Annotated in this window: 15 protein-coding genes; 6 read left to right on the forward strand and 9 right to left on the reverse strand. The window is 53.3% G+C overall.

Annotated features, from left to right (window positions below; all coding sequences use genetic code 11):
* Window positions 1–7 precede the first annotated feature (7 nt).
* The 3 genes from KOR42_RS07430 to KOR42_RS07440 are packed head-to-tail and all read left to right on the forward strand — an operon-like array spanning window position 8 to window position 2,417.
* Window positions 8–790 carry a class I SAM-dependent methyltransferase gene (locus tag KOR42_RS07430; RefSeq protein WP_146508424.1) on the forward strand — a complete coding sequence of 261 codons (783 nt, stop codon included), beginning with the start codon at window positions 8–10 and terminating at the stop codon, window positions 788–790.
* Window positions 791–799: 9 nt separating this feature from the next.
* Complete coding sequence (locus KOR42_RS07435) at window positions 800–1,489, forward strand: TVP38/TMEM64 family protein (RefSeq protein ID WP_146508426.1); 690 nt, start codon at window positions 800–802, stop codon at window positions 1,487–1,489.
* On the forward strand, window positions 1,467–2,417 hold the full coding sequence (locus KOR42_RS07440) for an alcohol dehydrogenase catalytic domain-containing protein (protein ID WP_146508427.1): 951 nt from the start codon (window positions 1,467–1,469) through the stop codon (window positions 2,415–2,417). Before KOR42_RS07435 ends, KOR42_RS07440 begins: the two co-directional genes overlap by 23 nt.
* Before the next feature lie 159 nt (window positions 2,418–2,576).
* Here the strand turns inward: KOR42_RS07440 and KOR42_RS07445 are convergent, their stop codons facing one another.
* Window positions 2,577–3,860, reverse strand: a complete 1,284-nt coding sequence (locus KOR42_RS07445; RefSeq protein ID WP_146508429.1) for a hypothetical protein — start codon at window positions 3,858–3,860, stop codon at window positions 2,577–2,579.
* A 109-nt stretch (window positions 3,861–3,969) separates the two neighbouring features.
* Between KOR42_RS07445 and KOR42_RS07450 the strand changes: the two genes are divergently transcribed.
* Window positions 3,970–5,088 (forward strand): DUF1570 domain-containing protein, encoded by a 1,119-nt coding sequence (locus tag KOR42_RS07450; RefSeq protein WP_146508431.1) that lies wholly within the window; start codon window positions 3,970–3,972, stop codon window positions 5,086–5,088.
* Between the two features lies 1 nt (window position 5,089).
* Here the strand turns inward: KOR42_RS07450 and KOR42_RS07455 are convergent, their stop codons facing one another.
* The 3 genes from KOR42_RS07455 to KOR42_RS07465 all read right to left on the reverse strand — a co-directional run bounded on the left by KOR42_RS07455 (window position 5,090) and on the right by KOR42_RS07465 (window position 10,707).
* Window positions 5,090–7,714, reverse strand: coding sequence for a PVC-type heme-binding CxxCH protein (locus tag KOR42_RS07455; RefSeq protein ID WP_146508433.1), 2,625 nt, complete (start codon window positions 7,712–7,714; stop codon window positions 5,090–5,092).
* A gap of 186 nt (window positions 7,715–7,900) precedes the next feature.
* Window positions 7,901–9,319 (reverse strand): tetratricopeptide repeat protein, encoded by a 1,419-nt coding sequence (locus KOR42_RS07460; protein WP_146508435.1) that lies wholly within the window; start codon window positions 9,317–9,319, stop codon window positions 7,901–7,903.
* Window positions 9,316–10,707: an FG-GAP and VCBS repeat-containing protein gene (locus KOR42_RS07465; RefSeq protein WP_146508437.1), complete on the reverse strand. Its 1,392-nt coding sequence runs from the start codon at window positions 10,705–10,707 to the stop codon at window positions 9,316–9,318. Before KOR42_RS07465 ends, KOR42_RS07460 begins: the two co-directional genes overlap by 4 nt.
* Before the next feature lie 287 nt (window positions 10,708–10,994).
* On the opposite strand from KOR42_RS07465, the gene KOR42_RS07470 reads away from it, so the two are divergent.
* Window positions 10,995–12,356, forward strand: a complete 1,362-nt coding sequence (locus KOR42_RS07470; RefSeq protein ID WP_146508439.1) for a Gfo/Idh/MocA family protein — start codon at window positions 10,995–10,997, stop codon at window positions 12,354–12,356.
* A gap of 107 nt (window positions 12,357–12,463) precedes the next feature.
* Here the strand turns inward: KOR42_RS07470 and KOR42_RS07475 are convergent, their stop codons facing one another.
* From KOR42_RS07475 to KOR42_RS07485, 3 genes are all read right to left on the reverse strand, one after another.
* Complete coding sequence (locus KOR42_RS07475; protein ID WP_146508441.1) at window positions 12,464–13,813, reverse strand: PQQ-binding-like beta-propeller repeat protein; 1,350 nt, start codon at window positions 13,811–13,813, stop codon at window positions 12,464–12,466.
* A 221-nt stretch (window positions 13,814–14,034) separates the two neighbouring features.
* Window positions 14,035–15,042, reverse strand: coding sequence for an NAD-dependent epimerase (locus KOR42_RS07480; RefSeq protein WP_146508443.1), 1,008 nt, complete (start codon window positions 15,040–15,042; stop codon window positions 14,035–14,037).
* 148 nt (window positions 15,043–15,190) lie between these two features.
* The gene (locus KOR42_RS07485) at window positions 15,191–16,567 is read right to left on the reverse strand and encodes a nucleotide sugar dehydrogenase (RefSeq protein ID WP_390620869.1); all 1,377 of its coding nucleotides are present in this window, start codon (window positions 16,565–16,567) and stop codon (window positions 15,191–15,193) included.
* Between the two features lie 546 nt (window positions 16,568–17,113).
* Here KOR42_RS07485 and KOR42_RS07490 point away from each other — a divergent pair.
* Window positions 17,114–18,889 (forward strand): sulfatase family protein, encoded by a 1,776-nt coding sequence (locus KOR42_RS07490; protein WP_197440951.1) that lies wholly within the window; start codon window positions 17,114–17,116, stop codon window positions 18,887–18,889.
* A gap of 130 nt (window positions 18,890–19,019) precedes the next feature.
* Here KOR42_RS07490 and KOR42_RS07495 read toward each other — a convergent pair whose 3' ends face one another.
* On the reverse strand, window positions 19,020–20,429 hold the full coding sequence (locus KOR42_RS07495) for a DUF1501 domain-containing protein (protein ID WP_146508445.1): 1,410 nt from the start codon (window positions 20,427–20,429) through the stop codon (window positions 19,020–19,022).
* A 2-nt stretch (window positions 20,430–20,431) separates the two neighbouring features.
* Window positions 20,432–22,957 carry a PSD1 and planctomycete cytochrome C domain-containing protein gene (locus tag KOR42_RS07500; protein ID WP_231740755.1) on the reverse strand — a complete coding sequence of 842 codons (2,526 nt, stop codon included), beginning with the start codon at window positions 22,955–22,957 and terminating at the stop codon, window positions 20,432–20,434.
* Window positions 22,958–23,896: the final 939 nt, after the last annotated feature.

The raw sequence follows: 23,896 nt of genomic DNA on the forward strand, positions 1-23,896 counted from the left end.
AGATGCTATGACCGATGTCATTGAGGGTAGTTTGTATGACTATCCCAAATACTACGATCTCTTGTTCGGCTTCGACTGGAAAGCGGAGTGCGACTTCCTCGAAAGCTGTTTTGACCGATACGCGAAGTGTCAGGTCAAACGTCTCTTCGAACCGGCCTGTGGAACAGGTCGACTGATGATCAAACTCGCTCAGCGTGGCTACGAAGTTGCGGGCAATGACCTGAATCCTCATGCGGTCGAGTACTGCAATGACCGTCTCGTGCGGTTCGGATTTCCGGCGAGTGCGGTCGTGGAAGACATGAGCGATTTCTCAGTGAAGAGGAAGTTTCACGCCGCCTTCAACATGATCAACAGTTTTCGCCATCTGGAAACCGAACGAAAAGCGACTGACCATTTCCAGTGTGTGGCCAACGCTCTCGTGAAGGGGGGGCTGTATATCCTGGGAGTCCATCTGATTCCAGCGGCTGGCAATCGAATGGAACAGGAATCGTGGGTGGCCCGGCGTGGCAATTTACAAGTCAACTCACACATGTGGTGCAAGGAACTCGATCTCAAAGGACGGAATGAAAAACTCGGAATGACTCTCGATGTTTATACGCCAACGTCCCATCGACAGATTCGCGATGAAATGAATTACCGGACTTACACCGCCAAACAAATGCAGAAGCTGTTCTCGAGAGTTCCTGAAATCGAAGTCGCCGCAGTGCATGACTTTTCTTATGACGTTTCCGAGACAACGGAACTTAACGAGACATCGGAAGACATCGTTTACATTCTCCGCAAGAGGTGAGAGTTCGGCGTGCATCATCTGCGGAAACAATTTGTGATCCTTTGCCTCTGCCTGCTTGCGTCGACGCTTCCCTTTCTGATTCTGGGCGAGTCGTTCGAAAATGAAATCCGGTCGTGGTTTGAACAGTCGTGGTCGCCGCCCGCACGTTTCGGACTGATTGTCGCGCTGTTGGCACTGGATATCTTTCTTCCCATCCCATCGAGCGCTGTGAGCACCTATGGTGGGGCTGTCTTGGGGTTCGGGTGGGCGACACTTGCGTCCTGGTTGGGGCTCATGCTAGGAAATCTGGTGGGATTTCACTCTGCAAAATTCGTCGGAGCTCGATTCGTTCAACGGATGACAGATCAACGAGATCGCCAGGTTGTGGACCAAGTTCAGGAGCGTCTGGCGATCTGGTCTGTGGCTGTGACCCGGCCGCTGCCGATTCTCGCTGAAGCGACGATTCTTCTGTTCGGCGCGATGCGTGTTCCGTTTTCTCTTATCCTTTTTCCGTTGATTGTGGCGAATCTGGTCATCGCGGCGAGCTACTCTGCAATCGGAGCGTTGGCGATTCAGTACGACGTCACGGTGTGGGTGATCATCGGTTCCGTCGTTTTTCCCGTGGCACTGACCTGGCTCGTGCGAAAGCATCTCGATCCGGGCGTTCTTTCTCATCCTCAAGCCTTGGAAGACTCTCATGCGAGCCGTTCTGGTCACTGACCATCAAGTCCGATTCGATGCAGAATATTCGGCACACTCTCGGAATGACTGTGTTGAAGTGGATGTGATCCAAGCCGGAGTTTGTGAAACGGACTTGCAGTTGATTCGCGGGTACATGGGCTTTGAGGGAGTGCTCGGGCACGAGTTCATCGGCATTGCGAGAAGTGGTCAATTCGCCGGGGAACGGGTTGTGGGAGAGATCAATTGTGCGTGCCGCACTTGCCCGACCTGTGAAGCGGGACTTCCAACTCATTGCCCAAACCGCACGGTGATTGGAATCCTCAATCACGACGGAGCATTCGCTGATACGGTCTGGGTTCCTGAAGAGAATCTTCATGCCGTTCCGGATTCGGTCGACGACGACAACGCTGTATTCACTGAGCCAATCGCTGCTGCGTTTCAGATTCCTTTTCAACTCGACCTGAGTGGATTTCAGAGTCCCGTTGTGCTGGGTGATGGACGACTGGGAAATCTTTGCGCACAAGTGATCGCGGCACACGGAAAGTCTCCGCTGGTCGTCGGGAAACATGTCCAGAAACTCGAACGTCTCAAGAAGCTCGGAATTGCGACTCAACTTTTGGATGACGTTGAGGAGAAACGCATTGCCGATCTTGTCGTGGACTGCACTGGCTCTCCCTTTGGGCTGTTGACCGCCTTTCAGATTTGTGTCCCGCGAGGGACGATCGTGATGAAGTCGACCTTTGCCGGGGAAACTGGTCCGAATCTCGCCCCGCATGTGATTGACGAATTCACAATGGTCGGCTCGCGCTGTGGTCCATTCGCTCAGGCAATCGATGCGCTGGCTCGAATGCAAATTTCCGTGAGTGACCTGATCACAGCGCGGTATGCTTTGGAAGACTCAATAACTGCATTGGAAACAGCCCAGAAGAAGGACCAGTTGAAGGTCATTCTTGACGTGCAGAATTGACGTGCAGAATTGACGTGCAGAATTGACGTGCAGAATTGACGTGCAGAATTGACGTGCAGAATTGACGTGCAGAATTGACGTGCAGAATTGACGTGCAGAATTGACGTGCAGAATTGACTCGATTCGGAAACAGCGGCACGTCGCGTCGAACCGCACGCTTTAGTTTCGTTCGAGGCCATGAATTTCGAATGGAACCGGCAGAAACGTCAAGAGTTCAGGCATTCCGTAGGTCAAGTGAGTTGCTTCTGCGCCCGTTGGAAAGCGAACTTCCAGTGAATGGAGGAGCCCCCGACGCGAGAGGAGTTCGATGCGCGTTGGGGACGTGACCTGCCCGTCGTTCTGGTGCAATTTCACGTCGCGATGAAGCAAGCCGAGACGATGCGAACGGAGTTCATCGGCATTGTGAGGTAGCTGAACACTCAATCGGACGATCGTTTCATCAGGCGTTCGGGAAATTCCTTCAAGACGAACGCGATTGTCGGGAGTTTGTTCTCGACTGTTGAGGGCGACGGTGATTGGCTCTCTGCGTGCTGCACAGAAGAGAGTGATAAAGCCCGAAGCATTTACTGGGAACTCAATGGTTTCGCTGTTCGTTTGAAAGTCGACCGTGAAGACCGCCGTGCGTCCTCCTCGGAACAGAAGCTCGTGCCCAGCGTCCGGGTTGAAGGGCGTCGCTGTGAGAGTTTCGTTGGAGAGTTCGAAGTCTCTGTCGAAAACTTGTGCGAAGAATGGAACGACCTGAGGCTCAACATCGAGTCGAAATTCGACGCGAATCAATTGACCTCGCCGTCGCTGACGGAATCCTTGCCGCTGACGTTGAACAGTGCCACCGATCCGAACGCACTTGACGTAATCGGCCACGTCATAGCGTGTCCTTTCACTGGTGGAAAGCACGACCGATTGCGAGGACGTGCGCCAGCCGAGATCGTTGTGCAAACAGACATCATCGATCACTTGCCAGAACGGGATGTCGTCACCGTGAAATTGAATTCGTCGTGACAAACTCGGCGGATCGGTGACCACCTCGTTGCCGGTTGCTTCGGTGAGGTTTCGAATGAATTCCTGGATCCCGATTCCCTGGGACGCTTCGAAACTGAAACGGGTTCCTTCAAGCGTTTCGGTCGCTGCGGTCTTGCGGATGGCAAGGCGAATCCGATCCAAATGAATTGCGATGACGGGATCGTCCGTCGGGAACTCCTCAAGAGCGGGGATGGCCTGTTCCCCGAGTTGGATCAATGATCGTTCCGCCTGGACTCGTTCCGCTCGCGATGGGCTGTCGAGCTGAGAAATCAGTTGGGAGACTTTCTTTTCGTCAGGAACGCTCTCACGGTCATCGTCTGCCGCACACCGGAACTCGTTGATTTCGGCGCAGGAAATGATCAACGTGAGGAGAACAAGCCGGAAGGTCCAACGGAAACAGGGCATTGTTTCAGCATAATTCATTCAATCCGAAAAATCATTCCATTTGATGGAGCCGAACTTGAGGTCGCTTCCGCGCAGACGGGCTTAGCATTCTACGTTTGTCTGACGCGTTCCAAGTCCGGGGACCTCAATGATTTTTCTACGAATTGTGTTCTGTCTGCTCGTGATGCCAGCCTTGTTGCTCTCTTCGGCGTACGGGGCAGGGCAGGTGGAACTCACGACCCCCGAGGGAACTTATGTCGGGAAACCGTTGGTTCATGATCGAGGATTGAGTTGGTTGGCCCATTCGGACGGGAGCTATTCCCGCATCGAATTGCAGAAGGTCACAGGTGCGAGAAAGTATCCTGATCCGTTTCGCGCAGAGTCATCGATTGCGATGAGAACCCGACTCCAGAAGGAGTTGGGACACGATTACGAAGTAGCGACTCGTGGACAGTTTGTTGTCGCGGGACCGAAAGGCCGAGCGAAAAAGTACGCCGAGTTGCTCGATAAGATGGCCCGAGCATTTTCGCTCTATGCTTCCCGACGAAAACTTCCGACGATCCGCGCAGAGTTTCCGCTGCTGGTTCAAGTCTTCAGCAAACGATCCGAGTTTGACGCCTACTGCGAGAGCGATGAAGTCCCACCGAACGGGCTGATTCGGGGTTATTACCATCCCTCGACGAATCGCATCGCTCTCTATGAACGTCCTTCGCAAACCCCGAAGTATCGAACGGTGCCCACCAGACGAAATTCACGCTCCACAGATAGTGAACTCGATCCAGCGATGGTTCAAACACTTCTTCACGAAGGCATTCATCAACTCGCTTTCAATTCTGGGCTGCACTCACGAATCGGTGCGAACCCTCGCTGGGTTGTCGAAGGCTTTGCCGAGATGATGGAAGGAGACGGGACCTTCGACGAGAAACAGTTTCGGGGAGAGGCTGCATTGAACCCGCAACGACTGCACCACTTTCGGGCCTATTTGTCGCAAGCGAGGCAAGAAACAATCTCTCAGTTTATCGCCGATGATGAAGTCTACTTTCGCCGGAAAATCCTGAATGCATACAGCCAGGCGTGGGCGCTGAGCTATTTTCTGGCCGAGACTCGACCGTCAAAATACGCGGCCTATTTGAAGATCATTTCGACGAGAGACTCACTCGATCGAGAATATTCCGCGACCGAACGTCTCAGCGATTTTCGAAAAGCGTTCGGGAACGACATCGACTGGCTTGAGGTTCAGTTCGTTCGATTTATCGAAGGATTGTGAGTCATTTCAAGTTCTCAAGGAATGCAACGAGATCCTGAAATTCTCCAACCGTCATGGATTGAACGAGGCCATCTGGCATCAGAGATTTCGGAGAGGCAGCGTAGTCTTCGATTTCATGAGACTTAAAGTACAGGTTGTCGCCGGATTCCGAGATCATCGCAATTGCTCCCCCGGACTTGTGGTCGAGTTGAAGTCCACGATGGATTTTCCCGTCGGTCGTCGCGACCATCCATGCCTGATATTGCGGAGGAAACTCTGCGGAGGGTTCCAGCACTGAGTGAATGATTTGTTGTCGAGATTTTGAAAGCGAAACCTGACTGAGATCGGGGCCGAGAATGCCGCCTCGTCCATCCACAGTATGGCACTTGAAACATCCGACTCGTTCGGTGAAGAAGACTCGTCGACCGCGTTTCGCGTCCCCTCCCAAAAGTGTGAGCTTCGTCCATTCCTCTCGATTGTCGGGCCGAGCAGCGACGTCGGTTTCTGAGAATCCATTCTCTTCACGAGGACCGGAAATCCTCTCTCGGACGACTGGGGACAACTCTTGCAGGTCAATTCGTTCAAGGCATTCCTGGGCGTGCAGCCGGTCAAACCAGGCACGAAACGTTCTTGCTGCTTCAATCGCAACGGATTCATTCTCATCGAGCAAGAGAGGGAGCAATCGTTCCGGGTTGTCGACGCTGACGGTGCTGATGGCGAGAAGAGCTTCACATCTTAATTCGGAAGGCACTGAGTCATCCATGCAAATCCCCTCCAGCTCTTCGATGAGTGAGGGATATTGCGCTAACGGGAGTTCGGCTAGTTTTCGAACCGCAGCTAGTGCGAGCTGTTGGTGTTCACTCCGCAATTGTTGCGTCAGCCAATCGCGTTCTGATTTGATGCTGGAAAGATCAAAGAAGCGAACCGCGTGAGCCTGGACTGATTCTGAAAACTCCGGACTCCTGGCGACCTTTACCAGAAGTGCTGCGGTCGATGGTCGTGTGAGTTGACTTGACTTGGCGGAGGCACGAGTTTGATAGGCCTCGATGAATTTTGCATCCAGATTCTGAACAGCGGCCAGATAAGTCGCGAACAGTTGAGTACTGACGTCTTGGCGAGTGATGGCAGCTTCCAGATCGTCAAGCAACTCGACGTTCATCGATTCCCCAGCCCAGACGAGCGCTGCCAGACGAATCTTTTCCGACGGATCCTTGAGCCATCGGCGAATCGACGGGACGTCGTTGGGTTGTCGAAGACGCTGCGCCAGCAACGCTCCTAATCGCACGCTTTCGCTGACATCACTGGAAAGCCGGTCGTCGAAACTCTTCTCGTCGAGATGCGCGACCCGTTGAACTGCGACATGCCTGAGCATTGGCGAATCAGATTGAAGAGCCTGGATGATTTCCTCTCGGTCGTCTGTCTCGGAAATCTCATTCGCGTGCGCTTGCCACGGATTCGTCAGTGGTGGATCAAACTTCTGATGAGGGGCGATCGACGGTTCTGTGCTGATGTTCGAAATACGCCAGATGCGGCCCCGTCCATGGTTGGGGTAATTCACAAGCACCCAGTCCGTCAGATACATGTTACCGTGAGAGTCGCAGTCGAGTGCGACCGGGCGGAAGTCTTTTCCTCCGGACATGAACAGCGATTTGTCGGTGACAACCAGACCATCCGGTTCGGTCTTGAGTGTGAATCGCTCGATCGAGTTTTCATTCCAGACTGAGACGAGAACACTCTCCGAGTAATCCAGCGGAAAACTGGACCGCCGACAATCAATGACGGAACACGGAGCTTCCCCGGTCCCTGCAAGAAACGGCAAAGTGCCGGGTAAAGATCCATCCCAACCCTGAAAAGGATGATTGCCGCTCCCTCCGTAAAGCGATCGATATCCGTAGTCGCCTCCCTTGAGGACATGGACGAGACGATTGGGGCCTCGCGCATCGGGGTCGTTGTCAACGAGCAGAAGGTTGCCCAGATGGTCAAACTTCAAGTCGAAGGGATTCCAGAATCCGGTCGCGAATTCTTCGAGTTGCGTTCCGTCGGGGCGACATCGAACAACATTGCCGCCATCACCATAGCCGGAGACTTCGGAGTCATCGGTTCCGACGAATCGATAGCTTTTTGATCCCGTATTTCCGCGAGCAACATACATCCAGCCGTCACGATCGAACGTGATTCCGAGGAGGCTGTTGTGAGCATAACGTTCGTCGGTCTCGAGAGTCAGGATTGTTTCGACCCTTTCAGAGCGGCCATCGCGATCTTCATCACGAATCTTAAGAACGTTCCTCGCACAGACCACGTAGAGTTCGCCGTCAGGAGAGAACGCAAGACTCATCGCCTGATTGATTCCCTCCGCACACACGAACGAATCATCCGCTTTTCCATCGTGATCGCGGTCGAAGAAGACCTTAATTCGATCTCCTTTCGGTCCGGAATAATTCGCAGGTGGATGATGCGTGTGTGACTCGATGACGAAGATTCGATCCTGTGAATCAATCGCCATTCCAATCGGAGTCACAATTTCCGGATCTTCTGTAAAGAGCGTCACCTGCAATCGATCGTCGTGAACCACTGGAGGTTGTTGTGCCAGAGCGATCAGGGAGATCGAGTTCACCAGAAAAGTGATGACTGCGGTTCTTGTGCGCATGATGCAAATGCTCCCTTGTGTCGCCGCTTGAACTGTGTGCCCAGGTTCTTGGAATTCTGCCCGTGCAAAGTTCCGAAGACAATGCTTTGGAGGAAAATCACAGGGCGGCTGTGACTCGCTCACGCGATGGCCAACAGATTCCGGAAAGTCCCCACGAAGAAGGATACCTGTGTCGAATCAGATCGATCAATCTTCGGCCGATTCTGGCTGTGTTGCATCTTCTCCGCCGGAATTACGAATCGCTTTTACAAGTGCCAGACCGTCAATCGCACGGCCAAAGTTCGGATCAATTTTCAGGCATTCTTCATACGCTGTTTGAGCATCCGTGAGTTCCCCCAGTTCATAGAAGAGTTGCCCAAGGTAGAACAAAGGATCGGCAGTTTCGGGATTTGCTTCGGCACTTTGGATAAACAGGTCAATCGCTTTAGAAGGGTCTTCCGTTTGATAGATTTTTCTTCCGTAATGAAACTGTGCTTCGCTCCAGTTTGCCAGAGCCTTGTCTTCATTGCCCTGTTCCGAAGCAAGGTTCGCCAGTTGCTGGTACAGGTCGGCAACGACCTCACGCTCATCGTTGGATTCAAGAGCCGCTCCAACAGTCATGACCTTCTGGACTTCGTCTTTCTGCTCGTTGCCAATCAGTGCAAAACCGAGTCTTGCAGCCCGGTAGGAATCGAGCCCATCACGCTCGATGATTTCCTGAAGAAGAGCGATCTGTTCTTCGATGTTCCCGAGCGCACGTTCCACATCGGATCGAGCATCCCAGATAACGGGATGAAACTCGCTGCCAGCTTCGTATTTCAAAATCTCCTGTGCGTCCGACACTTTCCCCGCATCGAGCAGCTCTGTCGCGCGCGTCTGCACGAATTTCACATTCCCCACGTTTCGGAGCTGTTGAATGCTTTCGAAAATTTCCTGTCGCGGCGAGGTCAGTGCGACGAATCGACGGTCCGAACTGAGGTACAACATCGACGCCAGATGCTGCTCTCCTTGTTCATCGAAGACTTCCGCCAGGAGTCGTTGCGGTTCCGTCGCATTAGGGAATTCGTTGATAATTTCTTTGAGCATGTGTTCTGCTTGTGCGCTTTCCCCAGCTCGCCAGGCGATTTTCGCCAGTTCGAATCGGGCTGCCGGCAGAGAGGTCGCCTTCAGGAAGAAACCTTTCGCAGTTTCAGGATCGTCCATGCGAAGTGCATTTCGGCCGAGAAAGTACCAGCACTGGCTCGCGTATGGGTGCCCAAGTTCCATCGCTCGTTCGAACTCACGAGACGATTCATCGGTCTTGCCAGCAAGGATCAACGCGAAACCCAGTTCGTACGCGATCGACGGGTCTTCAGGGCTGATCTCTTGTGCTCGAGTAAAACAGGCCACCGATTCGTCATAGAAACCGAATGCCTGATAAACCATCCCGAGTCCACTCCATTGTTCCGCGAACTTGGGATTCATCGCGACTTCGGAAGACATAATCATGTTCCGAGTAAACCCCGGTAAACCTTCCGTGTTGGCTGTCGGGGCCACTGGTTGCTGTTGAACATTCCGATACGACCTGAAGCCTGCAACAAGCTCGATCCCGATGACTGCCAGTAGTACGGCGTTGACGACTCTCATTCCTGCTCCTCGCCTTCTTGAGTCCAGACTGTCACGCGCCCGGGGCGAATGATCGGTTCATTGTTGAACAGAGACCCGGCAATGATTTCCTTCTGACCATTTCCGGTGAGGTCACCACAAGCGACTGTCGCAAGACGAGCAGGGGAGTCGGCAATTTTCCAGGTTTGAAAGGTCGCCTCTCCGTCGTTTTCAAACCAGACCAGACTCGTTGTTCCATCAACATGCCAGTTGTTGAACCTGCTCCCAGCGATGATGTCCAGGTCGTTGTCGTTATCAATGTCTGCGACTGCAATCGAACTGCATCCGGGAAGAGAGCCCACTGAATGCAACTCGAACTCGAAATCACCGAGGTTTTCGAGCCAATACACGCCGTGCGAAGATTGCTGAGTGGGAACGGGATATTCCGAGTCTTCCCCAGCTGCAAGGAGTAAGTCGAGGTCGCCATCTTCATCAAGGTCAACTGACAGCATCTCCGAGCCGCCGAAGTCGAAGTTCGCGGTTCCCCAGATCTTTCGTTGGACTGGTTGGAAGGGTGCTTCCCCAGTGTTCTCGAAAATCCATACTTCTTCTTGCTCACTCGGAATGAAGGCGGCAACGTCAGGATCTCCATCGCCGTCGAAGTCTTCTGCGGAGACCGAAACGGTTCCGGCGGCACGCATGAGTTCTCGATCGACGAACGTGAGATCGCCGCGGTTTTCCATCCAGAAGATTCGGCCGAACTCATGGCCATATTCCGCAACGACGAGGTCAAGGTCGCCATCTCCGTCAAAGTCGCCGGATCGGGCATCGGAGACACGCCGAATTTGATCAATCAGGACTCGCGGAGTGAACTCGTTGTCCCCGTTGTTTTGCAGAAGAACAACTTGACCAATTGGATCAGACGTTGGAGTCAAGCTTCGAAACACAGCGACCAGAATGTCCGGATCGTTGTCGCCGTCGAGATCGACAACTTCCGTCCGGGCAGGGACCGAAATGGTGTTCTCCGGAACGAGTGCCGTTTCCTTCCAGGATCCATCGGGAAGTCGTTGGTATTGGAAAATGGTGTTCCGAACTGCATCGCAAACAAGAAGCTCAGGCTCACCGTTTTCATCAAGGTCAACGATGTTGACGTTCGTCACTCGGGGGCTCCAGTCCTCATGGTCGGTCAACTCAAATGCCCGAAAACGAATCGGGGACATTTCCAAATCCGAAGGAGCCCGAGAGATCTCCAAAGGAGGGCCCTGCGGAGTGGTCGTCGCAATCATCTGCAGCCAACCGATCGGGATCGCGGTGGCGACTAGAACGAGGGCGATTGTGAGTCCGTACCGAACGCGAGTGCCAGACTCTTCGAGAGGGGCAATCGGTTCTGGTACGAGCGAACTCCCCCAAGATAAAAATTCACGAAACATTCATTTCCCGCCAATTGGGTCTTCAGTTGGAGTTTGACACATCGGACTTGCGAACTGGGCCAGAAGACTGCATTGAGAGGCAATTTTTTCTGGTGACCGAATCACAACGTTTTCCGTTCGAGAACACAACTCCCGCCCGGAGGATTTTGAGATTCACCACACGTTTTTCGAGCACAGATCCCGTGTCGGCTTTTCGAATCCCATCAGTCGGCGACGATGCATTCGTGAGTAAAATCAGATAATGTTTGCGAAACGGCTGTGCTTCACTCGAATCGAAAGGGGACTGAATGTCATCTTCAAGACTGAATCGACGAACCGCACTGCAAACGATGGCGGCTTCGTCATTGGCATTGCTCCCGACAACCCGCAATGCGTTTTCCGCTCCTGCGAACGGGCGATTGAATCTGGCATTTATCGGAGTTGGCGGACGCGGGGGACGCAATCTCAAGACGATGACGGAGCAATCCCTCGTGGATGTGCAGGTCGTCGCTCTCTGCGATGTGAACCGTCAGAACTTGGGAATCGCTTCGAAACTCTTTCCTGAAGCGAGAACCTATGAAGACTTTCGAGAACTCTACTTCGATCGGACCGACGACATCGACGCGGTCGTTGTGAGCACGACCGAACACACGCACGCGTACGCAACGATGCCTGCATTGAAAATGGGCAAACATGTCTACTGCGAAAAACCTCTCACCCTCAACGTGGACGAAGCTCGACGCATCACGCAAGCTGCGAAATCGGCGGGCGTGAAAACGCAGATGGGGACCCAGATTCATGGGCTTCCCAACTACCGCCGAGTGGTTGAATTGATTCAATCGGGAGCCATCGGAGCTGTGCGGGAAGCCCATGTGTGGGTCTCTCGTGCCTGGGGGCTCCAGAGCAAAGAAGACTCCGACAAAAACAAAGACCGCGTTTTTGTTACCGAACGCCCCTCTGAAGCGATGACTCCTCCGAGTTATCTCAATTGGGATCTGTGGATCGGTCCGGCTCCGATGCGTCCTTATCACGAAGTGTACTTCCCCGGCCCCAAATGGTATCGCTGGTGGGATTTCGGAAACGGAACAATGTCCGACCTTGGAAGCCATCGCGTCGATCTTCCTTGGTGGGCGTTGAATCTGGATGCCCCCCAATCAATCGAAGCCTTCGGCCCGGAACCGCATCCTGAAATTGCCCCTGCATCGATGCACGTCACATACGAATACGATGCGCGAGGAGAAATGCCTCCGTGTACGCTCACCTGGTATCAGGGAGACCACAAACCCGACATCTGGAATCAGCGGGGAATTCCTCAATGGGCCAACGGAGCGTTGTTCATCGGAGAAGATGGAAAGATGCTTCTCTCTGACTACACCAAGCACATCCTGCTTCCGGAAGCTGAGTTCGCAAACTTCAAGCCGCCCGAACAATTCATTCCGGACTCACCCGGCCAGCACGAAGAATGGCTCGTCGCATGTCGCGATGGGTCGGAAACCTCGAGCCCGTTCAGCTATTCTGGACCTCTCACAGAAGCGAATCATCTCGGGAACGTGGCCTTTCGGGCTGGTGAAAAACTCTTATGGGATTCGGAAGCTCTGAGGGTCACCAACACGGAATCCGCAAACTCTTTCCTCGGGAGAGAACCGCGATCGGGCTGGTCGCTCGACTGAATCTCTGCACTTGAGGAAGCGAAATCCATCACGCCCCCAACGAAAGTTCAAGCTTCTCGAAGGGGGCGTCGTTGTAGATTCATTGCACGTGGTTGAGTCTGATGTGACTACTTACCAATACAATAGAGATTCTCTTTTCCTCGCAGATAAATCGCATCGCCAACGAGAACAGCCGATGCGTCGAAGTGGTCGTCAAGCTGATTCGTGGCGAGCACTTCAAACTCTGAATCCGCCACGATCACAACCGTTTCGCCGTCTCTTCCGGTCAGGTAGATCTTTCCCTTCGCTGCCACTGGCGATCCGTAGAATGCTCGCACACCCGGAACACGAGTTCGCTCCAGCAGGACTTCTCCTGTTTTCGGATCGACACAGGTCAAAATCGCGTTGTTGGACTGCGTAAAGTAAAGCAACCCGTTGTATAAGATTGGCGAAGGAACATACGGAGTTCCTTGTGCGAGTTGCCAGGCAACTTGATCAGTGCCGGTCACATCACCTTTGGAATCCAGCGAAATCGCCATTGCAGAAGAGCCACGGTAGCCACTCATGCAGTAAACATATTCTCCGTCGGTCACGGGACTCGGAGTGACATTGCTGGCCTGTCCACCGCATTCCCAGATGAGACTCCCGTCATCGAGATTGTAGCTTCGAACGCGATTCGCTGCGTTCACGATCACTTGCACAATTCCATCTTTCTCGACGATCAAGGGTGTCGCCCAACTGCTCAACTCGTCTCGATCTCGACTCCAGATTTCCTCTCCGGTCGTTGCATCGAGAACCATGATCGACGACTGGCCTTCGTGATCGCGATTGATGACGAGACGTCCATCGTGAGCGACTGGTGAAGTCCCTTCGCCAAAGCTTCGCCGAGTTTGAACAGGGCCGAGATCTCGTTCCCAGAGAAGGTTCCCGTCCAGATCAAGACAATACAAACCTTGAGATCCGAACCAGCAGTAAAGACGCTCTCCATCGACGAAAGGAGAACAGGAAGCGAAGCTGTTGTCTCCGTGATGCCCCTCGTTGGGAACACGCTCTGCCACGACCTTCCGCCAGATTTCGTTTCCCGTCGATCGGTCCAGGCACAGCACGACGAACTCGTAGTAGGTGTTCGGAAACACAATTCCGAATGATCGTTCGGGCTGTTCGGCAGGGGCCGGTTTTGAAGCGTCAATCCGTCCAGAATCGACCGCAGTAAGAACAAAGAGCTTGTCGCCCCAAACGATTGGCGTTGCGTTTCCGAGCCCCTCGATCGGCCTTTTCCAGCGGACGTTTCGGTTCTCGCTCCAATTCACTGGAGGCGTCGCTGTCTCCGAAACACCATTGGCATTCGGCCCTCGCCATTGGTGCCAGGAAGTTGACGGATCAACGTTATCTTCTGCCTGAGATTGCTGTTGCCCCGAGAAAACGATCCCGCTGACGATGATTAGCAAAGTGAAGAAATTACGTTTCGATTTACTCATTCCATGATCCTTGTGTGAGAAGGGGAGTCTCGGAACGAGAGCTTAGAGGATCGGACTCGGACCTGTGAAGTCGCCCGAACGGATTCTGAGACGAACAACACCTCCCGATGAGCCGTTCGGAATTCACTTCATGAAGTTTGCTTCAGACCAGTGAGACGAGTCCCGTTCGATCAGCTGTCTTTGAATCTGGTGAATTACCGTTCGAAATGAATTTGATCCGCTCACACCTGATAGTAATCGCGATACCATTTCACGAATTGCTCAATGCCAGAGTCGAGTGAAGTCTTCGGGGCGAATCCGGTGACTTCTCGAATCGACTCGATATCCGCAAATGTCGCAGGGACATCGCCGGGCTGCATTGGCAACAGATTCATTTTGGCTTTCTTACCCAGGCATCGCTCCAGCGATTGGATCATTTCCAGCAACTCGACAGGTCGATGATTTCCAATGTTGAAGATCCGATATGGAGCCTTCGATGTCGACGGGTCGGGCGAATCACCTGACCATTGAGGATTGGGTTCTGCGGGCCGGTCCAGCACACGAATGATTCCGTCCACGATGTCATCGATATACGTGAAGTCCCGCTGCATCTTTCCTTCATTGAAGACATCGATCGGCTTGTCCGCGAGGATGGCTTTCGTGAAGAGAAACAATGCCATGTCCGGTCGTCCCCACGGTCCATAAACCGTGAAGAAGCGAAGGCCAGTCGTTGGCATCTGATACAAATGGCTGTAAGAGTGAGCCATAAGCTCGTTCGCTTTTTTGGAGGCAGCATACAGACTGACGGGATGGTCGACATTATCCGTCACTGCAAACGGCATGGTCGTATTGGCCCCATAAACGGAGCTGCTTGAAGCATAGACCAGATGCTTCACCTTCGAATGCCGGCAACCTTCGAGGATGTTTAGAAAACCATCGATATTACTCGATATATAAGCATGCGGGTTCGTGAGCGAGTATCGAACGCCAGCTTGAGCAGCGAGATGGATGACTCCGTCGAACTGCTGGGCTTGAAAGAACTCTGCGTTTTTGACTCTGTCTGATAGGTCAAATCGGTGAAACTGGAAACGCTCGTCAGAGTTTAACATCTCCAGTCGCGTCTCCTTGAGTTCCACACTGTAATAATCGTTGACGCAATCGACTCCGACGACTTCGTCTCCTCGACCTAACAATGTGCGAGCAGTGTGAAAACCAATAAATCCAGCGGTCCCTGTGACGAGAATTTTCATGCGTGCCTCAGATTCCTCTCCTGAGATTTGTTTCCAAGCCGACGGAATGTCGATGACGGTTCAAGGACGTGATTGCTTTACGGGGGTCGAATTCTCTTCGAAAGACTTAAGTAAGTGCGACCACCCCATGTGTTCTTTCCAATGCCAATCAAGCCCGACGAATCTTATCGCGGCCGGATTCGACTTCGCGAGTCGCGTTGCGTGTGTCGATGACGAGCGGAGCGTGTTCAACGATAAAATTATAATCAAATGCGTCGTGATCGGTCGCAATTAACACACAATCCTGAGCTGTTAAGAACTCTTCGGTTAACTCCTGGCTGGAGAGCTGTGTCAGTTGATGTTTTCGCATCTTGGGAAGTGTTGGGATGTGCGGATCGCTATAGCTGACGTGTGCGCCTTTGGATGTGAGCTGATCGATCAGCACGAACGAGGGACTTTCCCGAGGGTCGCCGGTGTTCGGTTTGTAAGCAACACCAAGGACGCAAACGCGACTCCCTTTAATCGGCTTCTCGACTTCGTTTAAACAATCAGAAACCCGCGACACCACATATTCAGGCATTCGAACATTTAATTCGCCAGCGAGTTCAACGAACTTTGTCGATGCTCCAAACTTCCTTCCCAACCACGACAGATGGAATGGATCGATAGGAATGGTGTGCCCCCCCACTCCGGGCCCCGGATAGAATGGCTGAAATCCAAATGGTTTCGTTTTCGCTGCTTCGATGACTTCCCAAATGTCGATCCCCATTCGATCGAAGAGGATCTTCAACTCGTTGACAAGAGCAATGTTGACCGCCCGGTAAGTGTTCTCAAGGATTTTGCACGCCTCGGCAACTTCAGGACTCGAGACCTTAACGACATCGACTCCGGTCTCTTTGTAGAACGCTTCCGCCAGTCGGGCGCTTCTCTCGTCGATACTGCCAACGACTTTGGGAACTCGCGAGTGAGAAGGCTCCGGGTTTCCGGGATCATCTCTCTCCGGGCTGTATGCAAGGAAGAATTCTTCGCCGGCGACGCATCCACTCACTTCCAGAATTGGTAGAACCAGCTCGCGGAGAGTCGAGGGGTAGGTCGTGGTTTCGAGAAGAATCATTTGCCCCGGACGTAGTTCGCTTGCGATCGAGCGAACGGTCGTCCGCACGAATTGCAGATCCGGATCACGACTTGGAGTGAGCGGTGTTGGGACACAGATGATCAGAATGTCGGCTTCCTTGATGCGACTCATGTCGTCCGTCGCATCGAATCTTCCGCTCGACTTCCATTCCTGGACACGTTCGTCCGGGACGTGCTTGATGTAGCTTTTCCCGTAGAGCAGGGACTCGATTTTGGAGCGGTCGACGTCAAATCCGAGAACTCGATATCCGGAACTGAAGCTGCGATCGACAAGCGGAAGACCGACGTATCCCAGCCCGAGAATTCCGACAACGGCGGACTTGTCCCGAATCTTCCTGGCGAGATACTCGGCAAGGCCATCTGGCTCCAGTAATTCCGGTGTCACTCCCATGTGACCATCGTTGTGCAACATACCTGACATCAGCTTCTCGAATTCCGGGACAAGGGAAAATTGGCCGCTTTCGCCGGAAGGGCAATTGTGAAAACAGCCAAGTATTCACGGCTCAAACTACCTGACTGGGGAAGGCGAGTCGAGCCCCGTTCGTTGTTGCGAGGACTCCCGGAACCGACCGGGGAAGAAGATTCCGGAACACCTCGGAAGATGTTCGGCAGAAACTCGCCTGAGCAGCCACAGCAAAGTCTCGAGTTGAACGGATTCAGTGACTGCTCTCGAAAGAACAATGTAGTCCCGAAGTGAACCTGAGGAGGGAAAATCATCGAGCTTTGGAACGGAAGCATTCCTTTCGTGAGAGTTGACGGGCAGGCACCTGAAATTCTTCGGTCACTGTCACCTTGCAATCCCATTGAATCTTGTGGATCAATTGGTCATGCTCAGTTGTTCCTCATCATGCAAAGGCCCGCCATGCAAGTTTTCATGCACATCCGAAGTCTTACACTCTCCCGATTTGTTCGAATGATCGCCGCCTGTCTGAGCCTGTTCCTCGTGACGGAAACATTGGTGGCTTCGCCGACAAATCTGTTGATTATCACTGTCGACGATATGAGTTGCGATTCCATGGGAGTCTATGACTGCCCGGTTCCTGACACGAGCCCGCGAATGGATCAACTCGCAGCAGAGTCGATGAGATTTGATCATGCTCATGTTGTTGTGGGAAACTGTATGCCGTCCCGCAACGTCATGTGGTCCGGTCGATATCCACATTCGAACGGCGTCGAAGGCTTCTATCAGGTCCCCGATGCGACACATCCACATCTGGTCGACCTGATGCAGCAGGCGGGATACTTCACTGCGATCCGCGGGAAAGTCACACATTCAACTCCGTACCATCCGTATCATTGGGATCTCATTCTCGACACGGATACGGATGGAAGACAATTTGCCCTGAAAGATGCGAAATCTTACGGCAAGTCCGCTGCGATGGGGATTGCGGCTGCTGAGGAAGCGGGGCAGCCGTTCTGTGTCATGATCAATGTTTCCGATCCCCACAAACCGTTTTATGCACAAGGGAAGAACGGGACCGTGTTCGACGACCCGCATGTTCCCAGCCGAGTCTTCACCGCGGATGATGTGAGCGTTCCCGGTTTTCTATTCGAAGATCCCGTCGTTCGTCAGGAACTCGCACACTATTACTCTTCGGTTCGCCGGGCGGATGACTGTGTCGGCGAAGTCCTCGACGCGCTCGATGCGTCAGGTGTCCGCGACGAGACACTTGTCGTCTTTCTTTCTGACCATGGAATGCCGCTGCCGTTTGCGAAGACTCAAGTTTATCATCACAGCTCGCGAACGCCTCTGATGTTCCGTTGGCCCGGGAAAATCGAAGAGAACTCTGTCGACACCAAGCATATGGTGTCAGCTGTGGACCTGTTGCCCACGATTCTGGATGCGATGCGGTTGTCCGTTCCCGAGGGAATTCAAGGGAAGTCTTTTCTTCCGATCCTTGAAGGTGACGATCAGCCGGGGCGTGATTTTGTCGTCAAGGAATACAACGAAAACTCGGGAAGATCACGGGACCCGATGCGCGCAATTCAGACTGAAAACCTGCTCTACATTTTCAACCCATGGTCGAACGGTGAGCGGGTTTTCGCGACAGCAACTTCAGGCACGCAGACTTACAAGAGAATGAAACAGCTTGCCGAAAGCGATCCGCAGATCCGGGAACGTCATGAAGTTTATTTACACCGCCAGCCGAAAGAGCTTTATGACATCACTTCGGATCCCGATTGCCTTCACAATCTGATCGACAGTCCGACCCACACGGCAGATCTTGACTTCCTCCGGACGACACTGGAACAGTGGATGGTGGAGACGGAAGATCATTGCCTGATCGCATTTCGAAATCGCGACGATCCAGAAGCTATGGAGAACTACGTGCTCGCGAAAGAAGCAGAAGCGACTTCGAGACCGCGACGAAATGGGGGACAATCGAACTCCTCGCGGCAATCTCAAAGGCAGAGAAATCTGGTCTCAATGAAAGTCATTCGAAGTGCAGCACCAGAACTTCAGGCCACTGTTCAAATTGAACACAAGATTCCTAAAAAACTGGGAGAGCAAAAGCTGCATGTCACTCTTAAAGGCGGGCCGAACGACAAACGAATCGAACGGAAAATCGTCTCTGTTTCCGGGGTCGGAACCGAGACGGTGAAGTTCGACATTCCCGAGTCGCTTAAGGACGACGTTATCAGCTGTGCTGTTTTCGTTGGAGAAGATTTTCCACAGAACTTGCAGCACATTCAGTCTTCGCAGGTCCCTCCAGAGAGCAAGCAGAAAAATTGATCGACCAGCGATGAGGAATTCTCTCACTGGAGGCTCATGCCAGCACTTTTCTGGCTGAGCTTCCAGCATGGATCGGAATCGATGGGCGTTTCAAAGCCCGTGGTCGGTCATTCAGTGCGTCGCGTTTCAATTACGACATAATGTCGTGCACAACATTTCCGTACACATCGGTCAGCCGGAAGTTTCTTCCCGCATGAGTGTAGGTGAGTTGTTCGTGGTCAAGTCCGAGGAGATGAAGCAGCGTCGCATGCAGATCATGCATGTGAACAGGATTTTCCACAGGAGCATATCCGAAGTCGTCGGTGGAACCGTACGTCATTCCTCCACGCACACCGCCTCCAGCCATCCACATCGTGAATACTTGTGGATGATGATTCCTTCCGTCCTTGTTCTCAGCCATTGGCGTTCGGCCGAATTCCGCTCCCCAGACCACGAGTGTGTCTTCGAGGAGTCCTCGTTGATCCAGATCCGCCAGGAGCCCGGAGATTGGACGATCGACTTTTGCACACTCTCCGACTAACCCTTCCTGAACCTTCTGGTGATGGTCCCAGGTATAGTCGGTCGACACCTGGATGTAGCGCACTCCGTTCTCGGCAAACTTTCGAGCGAGAAGGCACTGGCGGCCGAAGTTGTCTGTCGGTTCCTCACCGATTCCGTACATCGCGTGCGTTTCAGGAGTTTCGTCGTCCAGCCCCATCACTTGCGGCATGGTCGATTGCATTCGGAATGCCAGTTCGTAATTCGCGATGAGTCCTTCAATCGTCGGATCAGTCACGGATTGTCGCAAATGGGATTGATTGAGTGACTGGATCAAATCGACCTGTCGGCGCTGTTGTTCCGTATTCAATCGGGGATTGCGAAGGTTGGAGACGACTGCTTGGGAAACGGGAGTTTCTGCGGAACCAATCGCTGTTCCCTGATGAGCGGCCGGCAGGAACGCACTGCCGTAATTCTGAACACCACCATGCCCACGCGGAGGAGAGATGGTGATGAAGGCAGGCAAATTCGCGCTTTCACTCCCGAGTCCATAGCTGACCCAGGCTCCGACACTCGGCCGGACCAAATTCGCCTGACCGGTGTGCAGTCGAAGCAACGCCTCGCCGTGGGCGCTCCCTTCTGTGTGGATGGAACGGAGCACACAGAGTCGGTCAGCGTGCTGGCTCAGTTCCGGAAAGAGTTCACTGATCCAGACTCCGCCTTCCCCATGTTGCTGAAACTTAAACGGAGAGCCGAGCAGTTCACCAAGTTTGTCACGATTGACCCCAACGGAACTTCCTGAAAGTTGCTCCCCGGCTCGAGCGTTCAATTCTGGCTTGGGATCGAACAGGTCAACGTGACTCGGTCCGCCCCACATGAACAGGAAAATGATCCGTTTCGCTCTCGGGGCGAAGTGCGGCATTCCACTGGTGGCTTGAGTTCCGGAGAAACCGGATGCGGACTCCGAGAGCATTGAAGCGAACGCAATTTGTCCCAGTCCGCAGGCGCTCGACCGCAGCATCTCTCTTCGATTCCAGACTGGCTCGAATTCATTGCATTTCATGGCTACTCCAGAATTTGAAACCGACTTGACGCAAACAGTGCCTGACAGACCATCGACCAGGCCTGTTGCTCAGGTGAGACTTCCTGCTCTGATGACGTCGGAGCGGCGTGCGTTTTGAAGTCGTTCAGAAACGACAGCAGGTTCTCTCGGACCGCATCTTCGGGAATTTGATTGAGCGTCAACTCGTAGAGATGGTCAAGACGCTGCCGGTCGTCAGAAAGGGTCTCATCGGCGAGCAGGGCAGCAGCTGTTTGTTCAGCAATGCGAATCACAGATTCTTCATTCAACATGAACAAACCTTGTTTCGCCACAAGAGTCTGCGGACGCATCCCGGTTGCGGCGTGAGGGTCGGTAAAGTCGAACGCTTCGAAAATTTCCGGAAGGTCGTTTCGAATGACAGGCAGGTACACACTGCGACACGGGAAGTCTGTTCGTCGGCGATTTGTATTGGCTCCGACCGCCGTCGCTTGATCACCCAGATACCAGACAGTTGAGTCCATCGGATTGAGATCGAGTTGCTTTCCGGAAAGCAGCATTGCATCGCGGAGCGACTCAGGATCAAGCCGTCGACGATGTGCTCGCCAGAGGAAAACATTCTCGGGATCGACAGCATGGGCAGAGTTGTCATGGGAACTACTCAGGACGAACGTGTGACTCATCACAATGTTCTTAATGAGAGATTTCATGGACCAGCCGGACTGAATCAATGAATCCGCCAGGTGATCGAGAAGTTCCGGATGGGATGGGGTTTCCCCGGTGCGGCCAAAGTTGTCAACGGTGCGGACGAGACCTCTTCCCATCAAGTGATACCAGATGCGATTGGCCAGCACGCGAGCTGCGAGATTCCCGGCTCCAGATTCAGTATCCGTCAGCCAGTTCGCCAGTTCGAGACGACCGCTTTGGTCGGCAGGAATCGAGACTTCTGAGTTCGTGAGGACTTGCAGAAATCCTCGAGGGACTTGATCGCCCAGCTTGTCGAATTGCCCGGCAATTCGGATGTGTTCATCTGTCGGTTCATTCCGTTCCGTCGGAGACATGGCTCGGGGCGGAATCGGCGGCGGCGAATTCCAGAGACGATCGAATTCGGCCACCATCTCTTGTTGTGCCGCAATTCGTTGTTCGATCTCAGCATTCTCATCTTTCGCCACTTCAGCGATGACGAGATCGTCTCGTTTGAGACGTTCCGTGAACTCTTCAAGTTTCCCGGCTTTCAAGAGTTCAAGAATCTCCGTCGAGCGTTGGCGGCGATCTTTGAGTGCTCCCCGTTCACGCCAGTAGGTTTCGTACTCTTCATCGAGTTTGGCTCCATCTTCACCGAGTCCGATGAGTTGTTCCATCACTCGCTGTTGACCGAGCATGTATCGTTGCTCCATCACTTCCGTCGATGACAAAATTCCAGCGAGTGCGTAATAGTCTCGGGTTGGAACGGGATCGAACTTGTGATCATGGCACCGGGCGCAGCCTAATGTTTGCCCAAGAACCGCTCTCCCGATGGTGTCAATCTGTTCGTCGGCGACTTCCATGCGTTGATTGGCGGGGATGTTTCCAAGCAAAACTTTCGGCCCCATGACCAGAAACCCTGCGGCAATCCGATGCGAATCCCGCTCTTCGATTGATTCATAGGGGAGGAGATCTCCCGCGATCTGCATCTTCAGGAAATTGTCATACGACAGGTCATTGTTGATCGCGGAAATGACCCAGTTGCGGTACCGCCACGCTTCTCGAAAGAGGAAGTTTTCGTCGAGGCCGTTAGAGTCCGCGTATCGTGCGAGGTCCAGCCAATGGCGTCCCCATCGTTCCCCAAAGTGAAACGATGCAAGAAGCCGATCGACCTGACGTTCGTAGGCATCCGATCGTTCATCCGCAAGAAAGGATTCCATTTCCTCCAGTGTCGGCGGGAGGCCGGTCAGCAATATCGAAACGCGTCTGAGGAGTGTGCGACGTTCCGCATCGTCTACGGGATGCAGGTCGCGATCTTCAAGTTGCTTGAGAACAAAGTGGTCAATGGAACTCAGCGGCCAGTCAGAATCGCTGACTGCAGGAGGAGTTTGATCCGATAGCGGTAAGAATGCCCAGTGTTCTCGTCCTCGAACCGGATCGGACGGGACGTCGACACTGACTGGTCGAACGGCCTCAGTGCGTGGATCGGGGGCACCGATTCGGACCCATTGTTCGAAGTCGGCAATTTCACGATCACTCAATGCCTGATCCGGCGGCATCTGCAAGTTTTCATCGTCGTAGCGAATCGCGGAAATCAAAAGGCTGCCATCGATGTCACCGGGGACAATGGCCTTTCCGGATTCGCCTCCTTTTGCCCAGCCTTGTCGAGTGTCGAGCGCCAAGCCGCCTTCCAGGCTTTGAGTTGCTTCCGAATGGCAGGAGTAGCAACGCTTCACAAGGACCGGACGAATTCGCTCTTCGAAAAAGTCTTCACCGTTTTCGGCGAAAGCGGATGCTGCGGTCACAGCAACGATGCTGAATGTGACGCAGCATGCTCTCAACGCGCTGAAGTGATCGGCGACGAACATGGTTGGCATTTCAAGGCAGGAGGGAGTGATGCGGCGGGAAGTGAAGTGTGACGCTGAATGAAGTGATCGTTCACACATGCACTTTGTCTGATTTGATTCTATTTCACAACGACCTCACTTCGCAAACTCAACTCAAGAAGTTTTGTGTCCGGGTGGGAAGACTCTTCCAGGATCTCTCGGTTTTGAGGAGAACGCACCTCGACGAGAAGAGAGATTGCTCGATTCGAAATGCAGTGACGAACCACGTCATCGGAAAGAGTTGCGAAGTCGCACAATCGACTTGGATGGTGTCGAGACGATCATGCAAGCGGGATCGTTAGCACTTCAGAATGAATTGCTTTCTGACTTGCACAGAGCTTGCGACGCTGAGATGTGTCGCCAAGAGTCGACAGCGAACCTCCCCGCGGCGGGCAACCTGGGGAGGCTCTAAGCTGGCGAAGCCGGCCAGGTCATTGCCAGCTTACGGTTAACATTGCTCACATAATCGGCTTTGCAAGAAAATTCCTCAGAATCGAATGGGTGGGTCATTTCGAATCGCGTCCATGTGGTTTCACGGCAACATGACGAATCCGACTCCCGCTGTCTTCGATGATGCGGACTCACCACGTCAAATCGACGAGCTATGAAAAAAGCGAGCCTCACTTCGGGCGGGCGTTCCGAGTGAGGCTCTTTCTGTCAACCACGGGCCGGTGACTGACAGAGTTCACAGAGCATCGCATCTACTTAAGCGATCGCAAGCTGGAAGGTTCAAGATGAGGGACATCCCTGAGACGATTGTCGCAGCCTCTTCCGTCCTTCTTCGATCTCTCTGCTCTGTCGAGTTGCTTCGATTGCGTCGGGATTATTCTCAGAAGACTCATGAGAGACTCATGCCTTGAAGTCATTGGCCACTCGAGGGGGCTGTCTGGACTGTGCAGCGCACACTTTCTAGGTTTACTG

The sequence above is a fragment of the Thalassoglobus neptunius genome, from assembly GCF_007859735.1.
GTDB lineage: Bacteria > Planctomycetota > Planctomycetia > Planctomycetales > Planctomycetaceae > Thalassoglobus > Thalassoglobus neptunius.

What these genes read in the sequence shown, in the direction of transcription:
- KOR42_RS07430 (WP_146508424.1), top strand. Translation starts at nt 8, where the DNA reads ATGACCGATGTCATTGAGGGTAGTTTGTATGACTATCCCAAATACTAC.
- KOR42_RS07440 (WP_146508427.1), top strand. Translation starts at nt 1,467, where the DNA reads ATGCGAGCCGTTCTGGTCACTGACCATCAAGTCCGATTCGATGCAGAA.
- KOR42_RS07445 (WP_146508429.1), bottom strand. Translation starts at nt 3,860, where the DNA reads ATGAATTATGCTGAAACAATGCCCTGTTTCCGTTGGACCTTCCGGCTT.
- KOR42_RS07450 (WP_146508431.1), top strand. Translation starts at nt 3,970, where the DNA reads ATGATTTTTCTACGAATTGTGTTCTGTCTGCTCGTGATGCCAGCCTTG.
- KOR42_RS07455 (WP_146508433.1), bottom strand. Translation starts at nt 7,714, where the DNA reads ATGCGCACAAGAACCGCAGTCATCACTTTTCTGGTGAACTCGATCTCC.
- KOR42_RS07460 (WP_146508435.1), bottom strand. Translation starts at nt 9,319, where the DNA reads ATGAGAGTCGTCAACGCCGTACTACTGGCAGTCATCGGGATCGAGCTT.
- KOR42_RS07465 (WP_146508437.1), bottom strand. Translation starts at nt 10,707, where the DNA reads ATGTTTCGTGAATTTTTATCTTGGGGGAGTTCGCTCGTACCAGAACCG.
- KOR42_RS07470 (WP_146508439.1), top strand. Translation starts at nt 10,995, where the DNA reads ATGTCATCTTCAAGACTGAATCGACGAACCGCACTGCAAACGATGGCG.
- KOR42_RS07475 (WP_146508441.1), bottom strand. Translation starts at nt 13,813, where the DNA reads ATGAGTAAATCGAAACGTAATTTCTTCACTTTGCTAATCATCGTCAGC.
- KOR42_RS07480 (WP_146508443.1), bottom strand. Translation starts at nt 15,042, where the DNA reads ATGAAAATTCTCGTCACAGGGACCGCTGGATTTATTGGTTTTCACACT.
- KOR42_RS07485 (WP_390620869.1), bottom strand. Translation starts at nt 16,567, where the DNA reads ATGTTGCACAACGATGGTCACATGGGAGTGACACCGGAATTACTGGAG.
- KOR42_RS07495 (WP_146508445.1), bottom strand. Translation starts at nt 20,429, where the DNA reads ATGAAATGCAATGAATTCGAGCCAGTCTGGAATCGAAGAGAGATGCTG.
- KOR42_RS07500 (WP_231740755.1), bottom strand. Translation starts at nt 22,957, where the DNA reads ATGTTCGTCGCCGATCACTTCAGCGCGTTGAGAGCATGCTGCGTCACA.